Source organism: Anoxynatronum sibiricum, from assembly GCF_039414295.1.
In the GTDB taxonomy this organism is placed as follows: domain Bacteria; phylum Bacillota; class Clostridia; order Peptostreptococcales; family Tindalliaceae; genus Anoxynatronum; species Anoxynatronum sibiricum.
In genome coordinates this window covers 320,028-333,943 of record NZ_JBCITM010000002.1, presented here as the reverse complement: position 1 = coordinate 333,943, position 13,916 = coordinate 320,028, and the positions used below count along the sequence as shown (strand labels likewise).

Sequence of the window (13,916 nt, the reverse complement as noted above, 5' to 3'; positions counted from 1 at the left end):
AAAGAGGGGACGCAACTTGACAAAAAGAAGCGGTAAGGATATAATAAGCTCAGGAAGGTGATCACATGGCCCGGCAGGCAAGAAGTGCAACTACCTATGGTATTTATCATATTTTTCAGCAGGGGCATGAGAGTCGACCTCTTTTCTCCAATGAAGAAGATCGGATCATCTGGTTACAAATGGTTGCCCGTGCTAGGGAAAAGTTTCGGTTTAAGCTTTACGCCTACTGTGCAGCTGATTCCCAGGAGTACCATTTGGTACTGAATCTTCAAGGTGGCGATATATCGAAAGTGATGAAAAGCATTAATATTGCTTATGCAATGTACGCCAAGTGCGATGGGCAGCTCTTTAAAGATCGATATAAAAGCACCCTTGTTGATAGTCGGAATCAGTTGTTGGACCTTATGGGACAGATTCATCGCCGATCAAGGGCGCGCAAAACCACGCCAGATCTTTTTAACAGTTTTTGTTGTTATCGGGGGTTAGTAAAAGACCCGTTGGTATCACTGGATCTTGACGACTTTTCAGCACTGGAAGAAATCGTTCAAAGCAGCAAAGAAGACGGCAAACCTTGTAATAGGTGCATACAAACTGTCTCAGAGGCTGAGGCTCACCTGAAGACGATTCTGTCATTGAATCAAGTAACAGCAGAAGAGATGTACCGGGACAAAACCTTCCGCAACCAGCTGATCCTCCGGTTTCGCCAAGAAACTACACTGAGTCAAAAGGAAATCGGTCAGATTTTTGGTGGATTATCCGAATCCGCTGTTAGCAAAATTATCTCTGGTAATGCTGGAGAGCATCGCTCAAAGGCAAACTGACAAGGCACGCATACACTCGAAAGTTCAAAGTCACTTGTTTGACCGTCGGCAAGGATGGGAACAGGTAGTTTATAAGCGTAAGTTCAAGTACCGTCACCTGTGATGAAAGGAATGATACAATGGAACTGCATTTAAATATGGGTATTGACAGATCGAAAGAAAATGTGGACGCGATCCCGGTTGATGCCGATGTGGCCATCATTGGAGGTGGCCCTGCGGGTATCAGTGCTGCCATTTATGCAAAGCGCAAGGGATTGAGAACAGTGGTCATCACAGAAACCACCGGAGGGCAGATAAACGACACAACTTCTGTGGAAAATTATCCTGGATTTTCGATGATATCAGGTGAAATGCTGGCGAGAAAGTTTTATGATCAGGCACACGAACTAAATATTCCCTTTATGAAAAATGTCAGAGTGAAGCAAATCATATCCGGGGCAAATAATCTTAAAACACTTGCGTTGTCCGACGGAAACACATATAACGCTAAAGCAGTCATTATCGCCACCGGCAGTCGTCATCGGAAACTGGAAGTTCCGGGTGAAGAGACATTAGCGGGAAGAGGGGTGGCTTACTGTGCGATCTGTGACGGTCCTTTGTTCAGGGATCGGAATGTGGTGGTTGTTGGAGGAGGTAACGCGGCGGTCGAAGCTGCCATTGATCTGTCAAAAGTAGCAACTAAAGTGATAATGGTTCACCGCAGTCAGTTCCGGGCAGATCAGGTTTTGTTGGATCGCATGCACCTGATCAACAATATTCAGGTTCGCCTGGAGACTCAAATTACTGAAATACAGGGAATTGAAAAAGTTTCTGGTATAGCAGTTAGAAGCTTGACCAAACGAAAAAGGGAGGTGATTCCTGCTGACGGTGTATTTGTGGAAGTTGGATATTTGGCAAATACAGAGTTCGTCAAGGGCTTGGTGGACTTGAATGAAAGAAACGAAATTATTGTAGACCATAAGATGCAAACCAGTCTTCCGGGAATTTTTGCTGCAGGTGATGTGGCGGAAGGACCCTTCAAACAAATTGTGATTGCTGTTGGAGAAGGTGCTAAAGCGGCATTGACTGCCAACGAATATTTAAATACCCTAACCAATGAGGAGGAAACAAACCATGAAATTGCTTAATGACGAAGTGCAAGCTCAGCTAAAAACCGTGTTTGAAAACATGCAGAAAGATGTGACCATTGCCCTGTTCATCAAAGAAGATCCCTGCGTGACATGCCAGGAAACAAATGATTTTCTCAACGAGCTGGTTGCCACCAGCCCGCACCTTCACTTAAAAATGTATGATATTGAACGTGATCATGCCATTGCAGAGCAATATAATGTGAAAATGGTTCCATCCATCGTGCTGCTTGACCAAGACCAACAGTATCAGCGCATCAAGTTCAATGGAATTCCTGCCGGCCACGAAATTAATTCCTTTGTAAAAGGAATTTTGGAAGTCGCCGGCGCTGGGGCTCCGCTTTCGGGTGAAGTGATGGACAGGCTGTCAGAGGTGAAGCATCCGGTGAACATTAAGGTTTTTGTTACTTTGGGGTGCCCTCACTGCTCGGGTGCTGTTGAAAAGGCCCATAAACTGGCTTTATCGAATGAATATATCGATGCGGAAATGATAGAAGCTCAGACATTCTATGATTTATCTGATCGATTCAATGTATCCAGCGTACCGAAAATTGTCATCAATGATGACTTTGAGTTCGTGGGAAATCAGCCACTGGAGACATTTTTGGAAGAAATCGAAAAAATTCAGGCGGTTAACTAAAACGGCCAGCTTACAATCAAAACTGAGAGATGGTATTAAATGAAGAAAGAGTGCCAGAGGAGAGTGACAGAATCCTGAAGGCACTCTTTTTTACGCCCATCATGAAAGAGGATGACCTGACGAACATGATCATTTTGATTTGGTGAGGCTTTGAAGAATGTTCGATTGATTGCCTGTTTTTTGTGGTAAAATGGGTGGGTAAATCAATGAGCAGGGAGGCAGTGTGAATGAAAAAACGACTACGAAATCATGGTGTGGAGATTGGAACACTGCCCACTGGGCCGGGAAATCGGATTACAGATGTTGCCGGAGTGCTGGTAGGACATGCTACTTGTGATGAATCGCCCCATCAAACAGGTGTCACGGTGGTGATTCCAGGGGTAAGAAATCCTTTTACAGAAAAATACACGGCTGCTGTTTACGTAATAAACGGATTTGGCAAAAGTCAGGGCCTGGTTCAAATCGAAGAACTGGGAGCCCTGGAAACGCCCATAGCTTTAACCAATACATTGAATGTGGGCCGGGTGCACGATGCCTTGGTGACATATATGCTGCAGCGTTGCGATCAAGATGGGATTTCTCCCGTATCTATTAACCCGGTGGTGTGTGAGTGCAACGACAGCCGTCTGAATCGAATTCAAGACAGGGTTGTCAGCGAGGCGCATGTGCAAAAAGCTATTGAGACTGCTTCGATTGATTTTGATGAAGGTTCTGTGGGTGCCGGGCGTGGAACGACGGCTTTTGGTCTTAAGGGTGGCATAGGGTCGGCTTCCAGAGTGATTCGATTTGACGAAAAGCCCTATACATTGGGGGTTCTGGTACAGAGCAATCATGGCTGTCGGGAAGATTTGATGATTAATGGACAGAAAATCCCCCTCTTGTCGTCGGAAAAGGCAACTGCGGAAGTGGACCAAGGCTCCATCATTATTATTGTGGCAACTGACCTGCCGGTTTCAGATCGACAGTTAAAGCGCATCATTAAACGGGTGGGTGTGGGGTTGGCGCGCACAGGTTCTTATCTGGGTCATGGCAGCGGCGAGATTGCCGTGGGCTTCTCTACGGCCAACCCTGTTCATCACCATTCATCGTCAGATTTCATGCAAGTCACCATGATCAATGAAAATCAGATTGACCGTGTTTTTCGGGCGGTTGTGGAAGCAACTGAAGAAGCAGTTCTGAATTCGATGATTACGGCAACGCCTGTTGCGGCTGGAAAAGAAAAGCCCTTGTGCCTGTCGGAAGTGCTGGGTGAACTGAACTGGCCGGATAGCTGAATAAATGACATCAGAGTTGAGGTGAGGGTGAAATGAGAGAAGAAGATGTGAGAAAAATGCTAGAGGAAGTTCAGGCTGGAATCCTGACAGTTGATCAGGCTGCAGAACAGTTAAAAGAACTTCCTTTTTCAGATTTGGGTTTTGCAACGGTTGATCATCACCGGGAAATTCGCACTGGGTACCCGGAAGTTATTTATGGTGAAGGGAAAACAGCCGAGCAGGTGACGGGTATTGTCAAAAGCATGCTGAAACGTGAGAGCAATGTACTGATCACAAGAACAAACAGGAATGTTCATGATTCAATCAGGTCGCTGGATGATCGGGCCCGGTTCAATCCGGTTGCCAAAACCATCGCATTGTGCCGGCGGGAAATAACTTTCAGTGATGGCTATGTTGCCATTGTGGCTGCCGGCACATCCGATTTACCTGTGGCAGAAGAAGCTTTTGAAACAGCTCAGATCATGGGAAGTCGGGTGGAAATGGTGATGGATGTCGGTGTAGCGGGAATTCACAGGCTTTTTGCCAAGATGGATGTGATCCGCAAGGCGAAGGTGGTTATTGTGGTGGCGGGTATGGAAGGTGCTCTCGCCAGTGTGGTGGGAGGACTTGTGGATAAACCTGTGATTGCGGTACCCACCAGTGTGGGTTACGGCACAGGGTTCGGCGGTGTTGCTGCACTGCTGACGATGTTGAACAGCTGTGCCAGCGGCGTAACGGTGGTAAATATTGATAATGGGTTTGGGGCTGCTTACAGTGCCAGTCTGATTAATCGGATCAGCAGTGAGAATGCTCATGGTTAGAACAGAATGGTGCTGCAAGACGACGGCATTGAGAGGAGCAACAATAAATGACGCAACAGGAAAAACTGATCCATTTGAAAAAACTGATACAGGATATGGAACGGGTGGTAATTGCATTTTCGGGAGGGGTCGACAGCACCTTTTTGCTTAAAATTGCCTGGGATATACTGGGTGAAGGAGTTACAGCTGTCACAGCCACTTCATCCACATACCCGGAAAGGGAGCTGAAGGAGGCTGTTCAGTTTGCCCGACAGCTGGGATGCACACATGAAATTATTTCTTCGGAAGAGTTGGAAATAGAGGGATTTGCCCAAAACCCCACCAATCGGTGCTATTATTGCAAGCATGAGTTGTTCTCAAAACTGGGGCGGGTGGCAGAACGAACAGGGGCAGCTTATGTATTAGACGGCTCGAATCTGGATGATTTGAAAGATTTTAGACCTGGAATGCATGCGGCGAAAGAGTTGGGTGTGGTCAGTCCATTGAAAGAAGCGGCTCTGACAAAAGAAGATATTCGACAGTTGTCAAAACAACTCGGCCTGCCAACGTGGAATAAGCCGGCATTCGCCTGCCTCTCTTCCCGGTTTCCTTATGGAGAAGTGATTACTGTTGAAAAGCTTAAAATGGTGGAGGAAGCGGAGCAATTTTTGCTTGATCTGGGATTTTGTCAACTGAGGGTCAGAATACATGAAAGCATGGCGCGGATCGAGGTGGCGCCTGAAGAGCGGGCACGATTTTTCGATATGGTTTTGATGAATCAAGTGGATGATAAACTTAAAAAAATTGGCTTCAGCTATGTAACACTTGACTTGAAAGGCTATCGAACCGGGAGTATGAACGAAGTATTGGATGAATCTGTTCGAAGGAGTTCTGCTGAGAAGGCAATTGACACAAAAAAGTGAAGACTTACCCCTGCAAACGAAGGAAAAAGTTTCGAAATAGTCTATGCGAATTCTACTGTTTTATGATATAATTTAAAGTCTGTGAAAACTGTTATTGGAAAAGCGCTGATTTAGAAAGAAGGAATATTTTTTGCAAAGACGAGATGCGTTACGAAATGTTGCTATTATTGCCCATGTAGACCATGGAAAAACCACGCTGGTAGACCAGCTGTTGAGACAAAGCGGTACTTTTAGAACCAATGAAGTAGTTGACGAACGAGTGATGGATTCCAATGCCATCGAAAGAGAACGGGGCATTACAATTCTTTCCAAAAACACTGCCATCATATATCAAGATGTTAAAATTAACATCATTGATACTCCGGGACATGCCGATTTTGGCGGAGAAGTGGAACGGATCATGCAAATGGTTGATGGCGTATTGCTCTTGGTTGATGCAGCGGAAGGCCCGATGCCTCAGACCAGATTTGTGCTTCAAAAAGCGCTCAAGCAGGGCCTGAAGCCTGTGGTGGTTATCAATAAGGTGGACCGGCCTGAAGCGAGAGTTGAAGCGGTGATTGATGAAGTACTCGACCTCTTTATTGAGTTGGAGGCAGATGATCATCAGCTGGAGTTCCCGGTGGTGTATGCTTCTGCCAAAAACGGGTATGCTTCCCTTGATCCTGGGAATGCCGGTGAAAATATGGCGCCCCTGTTTGAAGCTATTTTAAGAGAAATTCCATGCCCGGTGGGTGACACTGAAGCAGGTTTTCAACTGCTGATTTCTAATATTGACTATGACCGGTATATTGGCCGTATTGGCATTGGAAAAATTGCCCGTGGAACAGTCGAAAAAAACCAGCCTGCTGTGCTTGCAACAACCAATGGGAAAGAGCTGTCTGTAAAAGTCAGTAACCTTTCCACCTTTCAGGGGCTGAAACGAGTGGAAACAGAAACGGCGATGGCAGGAGATATCATCGCGGTGTCTGGCATTGAAAATATTAACATTGGAGACACGCTTTGTGATGTGGACAAGGTGGAAGCACTGCCCTTCAACAAGATTGATGAGCCAACCATTTCCATGAACTTTATGGTGAATGACAGTCCTTTTGCAGGGAAAGATGGCCAGTATATAACCAGCCGGCACCTGAAAGAACGCTTGGAGCGGGAAATGCTTTCCAATGTGGCCATGCGCATGGAAGAACTGTCGACAGAATGCTTTAAAATTATGGGACGTGGCGAACTGCATATTTCCATATTAATTGAAACAATGCGCAGAGAAGGTTATGAGTTTGCGGTTTCACGACCGGAAGTGATCATGAAAGAGACGCCTGAAGGCCGTATGGAACCGGTGGAAATCCTCTATGTTGAAGTTCCTGAGAGCCATATGAGCAGTGTGATTGAAAAAATTGGCCAGCGAAAAGGCGAAATGTTAAACATGAACCCCACTGGCACAGGTACCATGAAACTGGAGTTTCGGATTCCTGCTCGTGGACTGATTGGATACCGCTCTGAATTTTTAACAGACACCAAAGGATACGGGACGTTTCATCACTTGTTTGATGGCTACGAAGCCTATCGGGGTGAGATAAAAAATCGTTTAAGAGGCTCGCTGGTTGCTCATGAAACTGGTGCAGCTGTTGCATATGGCATTTTTGGAGCTCAGGAACGCGGAAAAATATTTGTTGAACCAGGCATGGAAGTTTATGAAGGCATGGTGGTGGGTGAGAGTTCTCGCCTGGAAGATATTGTGGTGAATGTCTGCCGTAAAAAGCAGATGACCAATGTGCGGGCATCAGGTTCTGATGATGCGATGCGCTTGGTGCCGGCCACTATTTTTTCGCTTGAACAGTCGCTGGAGTTCATTGGCGATGATGAACTGGTGGAAGTAACCCCCAAGCAAATTCGTTTGCGCAAAAAGATTCTTAATAAAGTGCAGCGAGAGCGTGGTCAGCGAAAAACGAACGTATCATAATGAAAATGGAGCCTTTGCGGGCTCCTTTTTTTATTCCTCGGGAGGAAGTGTGGTAAAGTGCTGGACAAGTCTGGCATAGATATCAACGCCATTAACCAGATCATCAATGGCGATATGTTCTTCTTCGGTATGGGCCAGCGATAAATCTCCAGGACCAAAAACCACTGTGGGAATATTGGCATAGGTCTTTAGCAGGGCGGCATCTGACCATCCGATTCCCCGGGTGATGGTGGGCTCCCGATGAATGACATCCCGAATGGATTCTCTGACTGCACTGACAATGGGTTCGTTGACTGAGGTGATGAGAGGCGGATGGTAAAGTTCCAGAAGACTTTCTGGCGTTACGCGGATCTCGGCTTTAAAAGTGTTATCTTCAGCCTGTAATCGGTCGATGATTTCCTGATACTCAGCCATAACAGAATCTTTCGTTTCGCCGGGAATGTAGCGACGGTCCAGGCGAATGACACACCGATCGGCAACTGTACTTTGTTCGGTTCCACCAGTGATGGTGCCAAAGTTCATGACAGATTCGCCGGTATACTCGTCATACTTTTCTTTCAGAATGGGATAAAGATCCTGCTTAACCCGCTGAATGAATGTCATGGCATGCTCAATGGCATTCACTCCCTTATCGGGACGCCCGCTGTGAGATGCTTTTCCCCGAATAATGACATCAAACCATTCCAGCCCGCGATGACCCACTGCATATTCGTAATCAGAGGGTTCGCCGACGACGGCAGCATCAGCCCGAATATCTGATTTAACAACGTATTCAGTGCCTTCGCTTTTTCCTTCTTCACCAATCACACCGGTAAAAATGACATCACCGCCAGGAACAAAGCCACTTCGTCGCATCATAATCAGCGTCATCATGAAGCAGGCCAGGGCACCTTTCATATCCACTGACCCGCGGCCATAAATGCAGCCATTTTTGATTTCGGCCGCATAAGGATCGACTGTCATGTTGTATGGCAACACGGTATCTGTATGACCGTTAAACATCAGGGAGCGGCCGGTTCCGTTTCCCATAACACGGGCGATCACATTGCTGCGCTCATCAATAACTGGATGAAGAACGGACTCAATGTGGTGTTTCTGAAGAAAATGGTGAATAAAATGAGCAATATCACGTTCCTGGCCAGGAGTATCTTTGTGGCTGGGAATGCGAATCAGTGATTGGGTTAAATCCACCAGTTCTTCAGTGGTAAAATAGTCGCGAGGTAGAAAAAAAGGTTGCTCCATTGGATTTCACATCCTATCTTGTAATCTTTCAATAGACGGTGGACAACTTGTATCATATCAGAAAAAGTCAGTGAGGAACAGGTTGACGGCATGAAATGATAAGCGTATGATAAAAGCAGGAAATAAATAACCGGTGAGCTGTTGTGAAGGAGGGGATATTATGTCACTCTTCAAATCCGTTCACATCCCACGCAGACATCATTTGGACAAGGCAGAAAAGCCTGATGAAAAGCGTTCGCAAAAATCCTGGCTGATGAAATCGGGAGAGTTGGCGCCGCATTGGCGTCTTGGATGCCGTCACGGGTATGCCCGCTTTCGGTTTAAAGACGACGTGAATCATTGAGAAAAGCATACTACTGTAGAGAGAGTCAAATGCTTCCGGCATGATCGCTTCATTGGCGAGTATGCCGGTTTTCTTCGGTTGACGCATCTTCAGTACTGGCGTTATACTTATGGTTGAAACATAATCGACAGGATGTTACTTAAATGAACTGATCTGCGACTCGTCCATCCGATGGAAAGGAATGACAACATGGCATCTGCAAAGTTCTGGCACGACCTCTTTAATGCTAAAAATATTAACGGGCTAGTTTATCCTGCCTGCTTTGACCCTGATTTCATCGATTTTGCCGGGCGTCATCTGGGAAGAAAAAGCACAGAGACCTACCTTCCGGGAAGTGACTTTAGTCGTGTTAAATCGCTGCGCTGGAAACACTTGAACGATGCAGACAATATTGGTGGATTGATTTATCCAGAGACATTTGATGTGACGAATGTGGATTTTGGAAATAGAGATATATCGAAAAGTGATTTCAGCCGAGTGGACAGCCTTTGCTGGGAACACATCAGCTCTGCGACTGAAATATGGGGGATTGTTTATCCGAAGTTCTTTGAACCGAAGAAAGATGCCTGGGAAGGTCGCTACATTGCAGGCAGTGATTTTAGCCGTGTGAAGGGATTGCGATGGTGTCACCTGGATCGTGTATGGGGACTCAGTGACCTCATATACCCTTCTGATTTTGACGCGGATAATGTGGTGTTTAATGACAAAAATATCAGTGGTAGTGATTTTTCAAGGCTGGAAAAGCTTCGGTGGCGTCAAATTAATCGGGCAGAATTTATTTTTGGTATGCGCTATCCGGGTTCATTTGATATTGAGAACGCAGATTTTAATGACCAGCCTTTTGGTAAACCCAGGGATTTGACCGGAAGCGATTTCAGCCGGTGTCAGGCGCTTACATGGGAGCAAGTTCAGTATGCAGGTGATGTTTCCGGGATGATATACCCAGAACATTTTGATGCTGACAAGGCAAACTTTACAGGGAGGGATATCAGCCGCAGTGATTTTTCCATGGTGAAAAATCTGAACTGGATGCATATTGCCCATGCGGAAGATGCCAGCGGACTAATCTACCCGGAGACGTTTTGTCCTGCGAAAATGGAATCCGCGGGAAAAAATTTTAGTGGTAATGATTTCAGTCGCGTTCGCGGACTAAGGTGGGAGCATATCTGTCAGGCGCGGTATTTGGCGGGTATGGTTTACCCTGAAGATTTTGACATTGACAACGCTGATTTTTCAGGCCTGGATCTCCGGTTTTCTGATTTCAGCCGGGTTAAAAAGCTCAAGTGGGAGCACTTGCAAATGGCGGGCAAAGATCTGACTGGGATAAAGTATCCCCGGGGGTTTGATTTTGCAGAGGCTGATTTGGCCGGCCGGGAAATTGCCGGCAGTGATTTTAGCGGAGTTATCAACCTCTCCTGGGATCAGATGACGGAACAAAGTGGTTGGAAAAAATGGCTTGGGGTAAAAAAATCACTGAAGGCAATTGTGTTTCCGTCGAATATTGATGAAACTGCGAAGTCCTTTGAAGGATACGATGTGAGCTTTGGTGATTTCAGCGCGATGGATAAACGACTATAAACCTGATTGTCTTTTGATAAAGGAAGCGAGTGTTTTGATAAGTGAAGGAGGGATAAAATGCCAGTATACGAATACCGATGTGAAGAATGTGGACACATCTTCGATCAATTACGTCCCATGGATGAAATGGATGAATCCATCAATTGTCCCCAATGTGGAAGCCAACATACGAAACGAAAGATGTCGGTTTTTGGCGTGGGATCATCCGGCGGCGAAAGCGGATGTCAGATGACGGGTGGTTCGAAACCGCCTTCTTGCGGTGGCTGAGGTTTTTAGGTTTCCTGTATGGAAACCGATGAAAATCCGGGACTATTGCGGATAACAGTCAGGAAATACTGAAGCATTTTTGCGGTGAGTCCCCATATCACATATTGCTGATAGTAATAGAAAACGACTCGGTAATGACCAGCTTTCCATTCATATTTATCACCGTTTGGAATGCGATGATAAGGAAACAGGGGATCCATCTTCATGTCATATTCCAGTGAAAATTCTTCTGGCTTCTGGTTCAGAAGTGTTTCGAGGGGGACGGTGAAGATGGAATCCACCTCATCTTTTGAAAAGTCGATTTCTTCAAAAACAGTGTGTTGAATGACACCGCAAAAAGGATAGATAGTGAAATGAAAAGGTGTTGTTAATGGGGGGAGTGAGCCGATGATTTTCAATTGGTGAGGCTGCAGATTGAGCTCTTCCATGGTTTCTCGACAAGCAGTCTGAGATGGTGTCTCGCCTTTCTCCATCTTGCCGCCGGGAAAACAAATTTCGCCAGGTTGGCTCTCCAGCTCGAAAGAACGGACCTCAAAGAGAACGTGCGTCTCGCCGTTCACTTCAATTAGCGGAATCATTACTGCAAACAGCTTGTTTTTTTCGTAACCTTCATGGGGGTAGCTGGCCAAAGCCTGCGAGATCAGACGGTAATCCATGGTTCGATACACTCCTGTTCATGATGGGAAGAATCGCACGGGTGCGTTGATATCATCATATCACGATCAAAATGAAATGCAAACGATGATGCCTTGAATGCTGCATGAGAAAAGGTTATAAGACTGCGGCAATACAGAAATGGAGGGATAAGATGAAAATTTATACCAAAACGGGTGACAAAGGGGAAACCAGCTTATACGACGGAAAACGAGTGAAAAAAGACGAAATTCGTGTGGAAAGTTATGGAACTGTGGATGAGTTAAACAGTTGCATTGGATTTGCCAGAAACTTTATTGAAGACGCTGAAGTGGTGCGAATCCTTTTCAGAATTCAGCGGGAGCTTTTTGACGTAGCAGGCGAATTGGCAACAACCGACCGAAACCTTTTCCCTGAAAAAATTGATGAAATCCATGTTCAGTTCCTTGAAGCCACCATTGACCAATATCTTGAAAAAATTGATAAAATGGATGCCTTCATTATTCCGGGCAGTAATACGGCTGCAGCCAGCCTGCATGTTGCCAGAACTGTCTGTCGTCGGGCTGAAAGAAGAATTCTAAAATTGAGCAGGGAAGAAGATGTTAGTGAGTGGTTGATAAAATATGTGAATCGATTGTCGGATACATTGTACGCCATGGCGCGCTACCTGGAAACAGAGCTCCATTATGTGGTTTTTGATAAGCAAGAGATATGATGACTAAATAATATACTGACAGAGGTGATTTAATGGATAAGCAATTGGACGGTGTTTTATTTACTAAAGAAGAAATTTATGAAAAAGTTCGGGAGTTAGCCCAGAAGATTGAAGCAGATTATAAAGATGTAAATGAACTTGTACTGATCGGCGTTTTGAAAGGCGCCAATATTTTCTTGGGTGATTTGATGCGGGAAATCAAAAGACCGCTGAAAATTGATTTCATGGCAGTTAGCAGCTATGGGCATTCTACAGAGAGTTCTGGAATTGTGAGAATACTAAAAGACCTGGACATGGAAATTGAAGACAAACATGTTATTATTGTAGAAGATATTGTGGACACAGGCCTGACGCTGAAATATCTTACAGATAACCTTAAAAGAAGAAACGCAGCTTCTCTAAAAATCTGTACATTACTGGACAAACCTATTAGGCGGAAATGTGATTTGACCGTAGATTATGTTGGTTATGAAATTCCGGATCGATTTATTGTAGGATATGGAATCGATTACGCAGAAAATTTCAGAAATCTTCCTTACATTGCAACTGTGGCAGATTAAATTTAAGAGAAAGATGCTTAGCTATTAAACGCTCTACAAGCTCCTCTTGGAAAGTTAATGGCATTTGTGATGCTATTTGCTGACAAGAGGAGCTTGTTTATGATAATCTTCCACGAATTTACAATCCAGGAAGTGCGGTTTTCGCAGGTAGAGATAAATTTGTGACGTTTCCACTTGTTACTCAACAGAAAGCTGCGATCACAATCAATACACACTGCCAATTTGTTAAATGATTAACGATTATTTCCCTGAAATCCGATCACTCTGAATCAAGGCAGAAAACTACAGCGGCAATAAGTGTGTCAATTTTGATAATTCCGAATCAAGATGATCGGTTTGATTTCATACACGAATTACTCTATAATATAAGAAGAACATGTTAACGCTTTAACCAATGCAAGAAAATTAAGGAGGCTGTCAAATGGGTCAAAATAGGATTCCGATTGCGTTATCGAACCGCCATCTTCACATAAGCAGAGAGCACCTGAACAAGCTTTTTGGAGAAAACTATGAGTTGACCAAGCTGAAAGATTTGAAACAACCAGGACAGTACGCAGCTGAAGAAAAAGTTGACCTGATCGGACCAAAGGGCAAAATCAAAGGGGTGCGTGTTCTAGGGCCGGTACGCAACAAGACCCAGGTGGAGATTTCATTTGCAGACAGCTTTGCGTTGGGCGTGAAACCACCGGTTCGAGATTCGGGAGATTTAATGGATAGCGCAGGTGTGACCATTGTTGGTCCTCAGGGAGAAGTAGTCCTGGATGAGGGGGTCATTGCCGCCGCCCGCCATATTCACATGACGCCAGATGAAGCGATGGTTTGGGGCCTGAAAGACAAAGATGTTGTCAATGTTCGTACCGGAGGTCAGCGCAGCGTTGTTTTTGAAAATGTGTTAGTGCGGGTGAATGCTGAATATGCGCTTGAAATGCATGTTGACCTTGATGAAGGCAATGGTGCAGGTGTTAGGAATAACGATGAAGTAGAACTGATCTTGGAACAAAAATAAACGAACAAAACAGAGTTGCTGGGAAAGCAATCTATCTTGAGGTGGATTGCTTTT

15 protein-coding genes are annotated in these 13,916 nt (G+C 45.2%); 12 read left to right on the top strand and 3 right to left on the bottom strand.

Annotated elements, in window-relative coordinates; all coding sequences use genetic code 11:
• The first annotated feature begins 65 nt into the window (after positions 1–65).
• The 7 genes from AAIG11_RS03615 (at position 66) to typA (ending at position 7,518) form a co-directional block, all read left to right on the top strand.
• Positions 66–821 carry a hypothetical protein gene (locus tag AAIG11_RS03615; protein ID WP_343184895.1) on the top strand — a complete coding sequence of 252 codons (756 nt, stop codon included), beginning with the start codon at positions 66–68 and terminating at the stop codon, positions 819–821.
• A gap of 119 nt (positions 822–940) precedes the next feature.
• Positions 941–1,948, top strand: coding sequence for an NAD(P)/FAD-dependent oxidoreductase (locus AAIG11_RS03610; protein WP_343184894.1), 1,008 nt, complete (start codon positions 941–943; stop codon positions 1,946–1,948).
• Positions 1,935–2,588: a protein disulfide oxidoreductase gene (gene pdo / locus AAIG11_RS03605; RefSeq protein WP_343184893.1), complete on the top strand. Its 654-nt coding sequence runs from the start codon at positions 1,935–1,937 to the stop codon at positions 2,586–2,588. The genes AAIG11_RS03610 and pdo overlap by 14 nt, the downstream gene beginning before the upstream one ends.
• A gap of 227 nt (positions 2,589–2,815) precedes the next feature.
• Complete coding sequence (locus tag AAIG11_RS03600; protein WP_343184892.1) at positions 2,816–3,862, top strand: P1 family peptidase; 1,047 nt, start codon at positions 2,816–2,818, stop codon at positions 3,860–3,862.
• Between the two features lie 56 nt (positions 3,863–3,918).
• Complete coding sequence (gene larB / locus AAIG11_RS03595) at positions 3,919–4,662, top strand: nickel pincer cofactor biosynthesis protein LarB (protein ID WP_425499403.1); 744 nt, start codon at positions 3,919–3,921, stop codon at positions 4,660–4,662.
• 47 nt (positions 4,663–4,709) lie between these two features.
• A complete protein-coding gene (gene larE / locus AAIG11_RS03590) occupies positions 4,710–5,564 on the top strand; it encodes an ATP-dependent sacrificial sulfur transferase LarE (RefSeq protein WP_343184890.1) in 855 nt (284 codons plus the stop codon).
• A 130-nt stretch (positions 5,565–5,694) separates the two neighbouring features.
• A complete protein-coding gene (gene typA, locus AAIG11_RS03585; RefSeq protein WP_343184889.1) occupies positions 5,695–7,518 on the top strand; it encodes a translational GTPase TypA in 1,824 nt (607 codons plus the stop codon).
• Between the two features lie 30 nt (positions 7,519–7,548).
• Here typA and AAIG11_RS03580 read toward each other — a convergent pair whose 3' ends face one another.
• Together AAIG11_RS03580 and AAIG11_RS03575 are read right to left on the bottom strand one after the other, a co-directional pair.
• Positions 7,549–8,760, bottom strand: a complete 1,212-nt coding sequence (locus tag AAIG11_RS03580) for a M20 family metallopeptidase (RefSeq protein ID WP_343184888.1) — start codon at positions 8,758–8,760, stop codon at positions 7,549–7,551.
• 163 nt (positions 8,761–8,923) lie between these two features.
• Positions 8,924–9,190 (bottom strand): hypothetical protein, encoded by a 267-nt coding sequence (locus tag AAIG11_RS03575; protein WP_343184887.1) that lies wholly within the window; start codon positions 9,188–9,190, stop codon positions 8,924–8,926.
• 102 nt (positions 9,191–9,292) lie between these two features.
• Between AAIG11_RS03575 and AAIG11_RS03570 the strand changes: the two genes are divergently transcribed.
• Together AAIG11_RS03570 and AAIG11_RS03565 are read left to right on the top strand one after the other, a co-directional pair.
• Positions 9,293–10,681, top strand: coding sequence for a pentapeptide repeat-containing protein (locus AAIG11_RS03570; RefSeq protein WP_343184886.1), 1,389 nt, complete (start codon positions 9,293–9,295; stop codon positions 10,679–10,681).
• A 57-nt stretch (positions 10,682–10,738) separates the two neighbouring features.
• Positions 10,739–10,948, top strand: coding sequence for an FmdB family zinc ribbon protein (locus AAIG11_RS03565; RefSeq protein ID WP_343184885.1), 210 nt, complete (start codon positions 10,739–10,741; stop codon positions 10,946–10,948).
• A gap of 5 nt (positions 10,949–10,953) precedes the next feature.
• On the opposite strand, the gene AAIG11_RS03560 is transcribed toward AAIG11_RS03565, so the two are convergent.
• Positions 10,954–11,604: an NUDIX hydrolase gene (locus tag AAIG11_RS03560; protein WP_343184884.1), complete on the bottom strand. Its 651-nt coding sequence runs from the start codon at positions 11,602–11,604 to the stop codon at positions 10,954–10,956.
• A 152-nt stretch (positions 11,605–11,756) separates the two neighbouring features.
• Here AAIG11_RS03560 and AAIG11_RS03555 point away from each other — a divergent pair, with 152 nt between their 5' ends.
• The 3 genes from AAIG11_RS03555 (at position 11,757) to pduL (ending at position 13,862) form a co-directional block, all read left to right on the top strand.
• Positions 11,757–12,296, top strand: a complete 540-nt coding sequence (locus AAIG11_RS03555; RefSeq protein WP_343184883.1) for a cob(I)yrinic acid a,c-diamide adenosyltransferase — start codon at positions 11,757–11,759, stop codon at positions 12,294–12,296.
• Positions 12,297–12,328: 32 nt separating this feature from the next.
• Positions 12,329–12,856, top strand: a complete 528-nt coding sequence (hpt, locus tag AAIG11_RS03550) for a hypoxanthine phosphoribosyltransferase (RefSeq protein ID WP_343184882.1) — start codon at positions 12,329–12,331, stop codon at positions 12,854–12,856.
• A gap of 421 nt (positions 12,857–13,277) precedes the next feature.
• Positions 13,278–13,862 carry a phosphate propanoyltransferase gene (pduL, locus tag AAIG11_RS03545; RefSeq protein ID WP_343184881.1) on the top strand — a complete coding sequence of 195 codons (585 nt, stop codon included), beginning with the start codon at positions 13,278–13,280 and terminating at the stop codon, positions 13,860–13,862.
• The last annotated feature ends 54 nt before the right edge of the window (positions 13,863–13,916 follow it).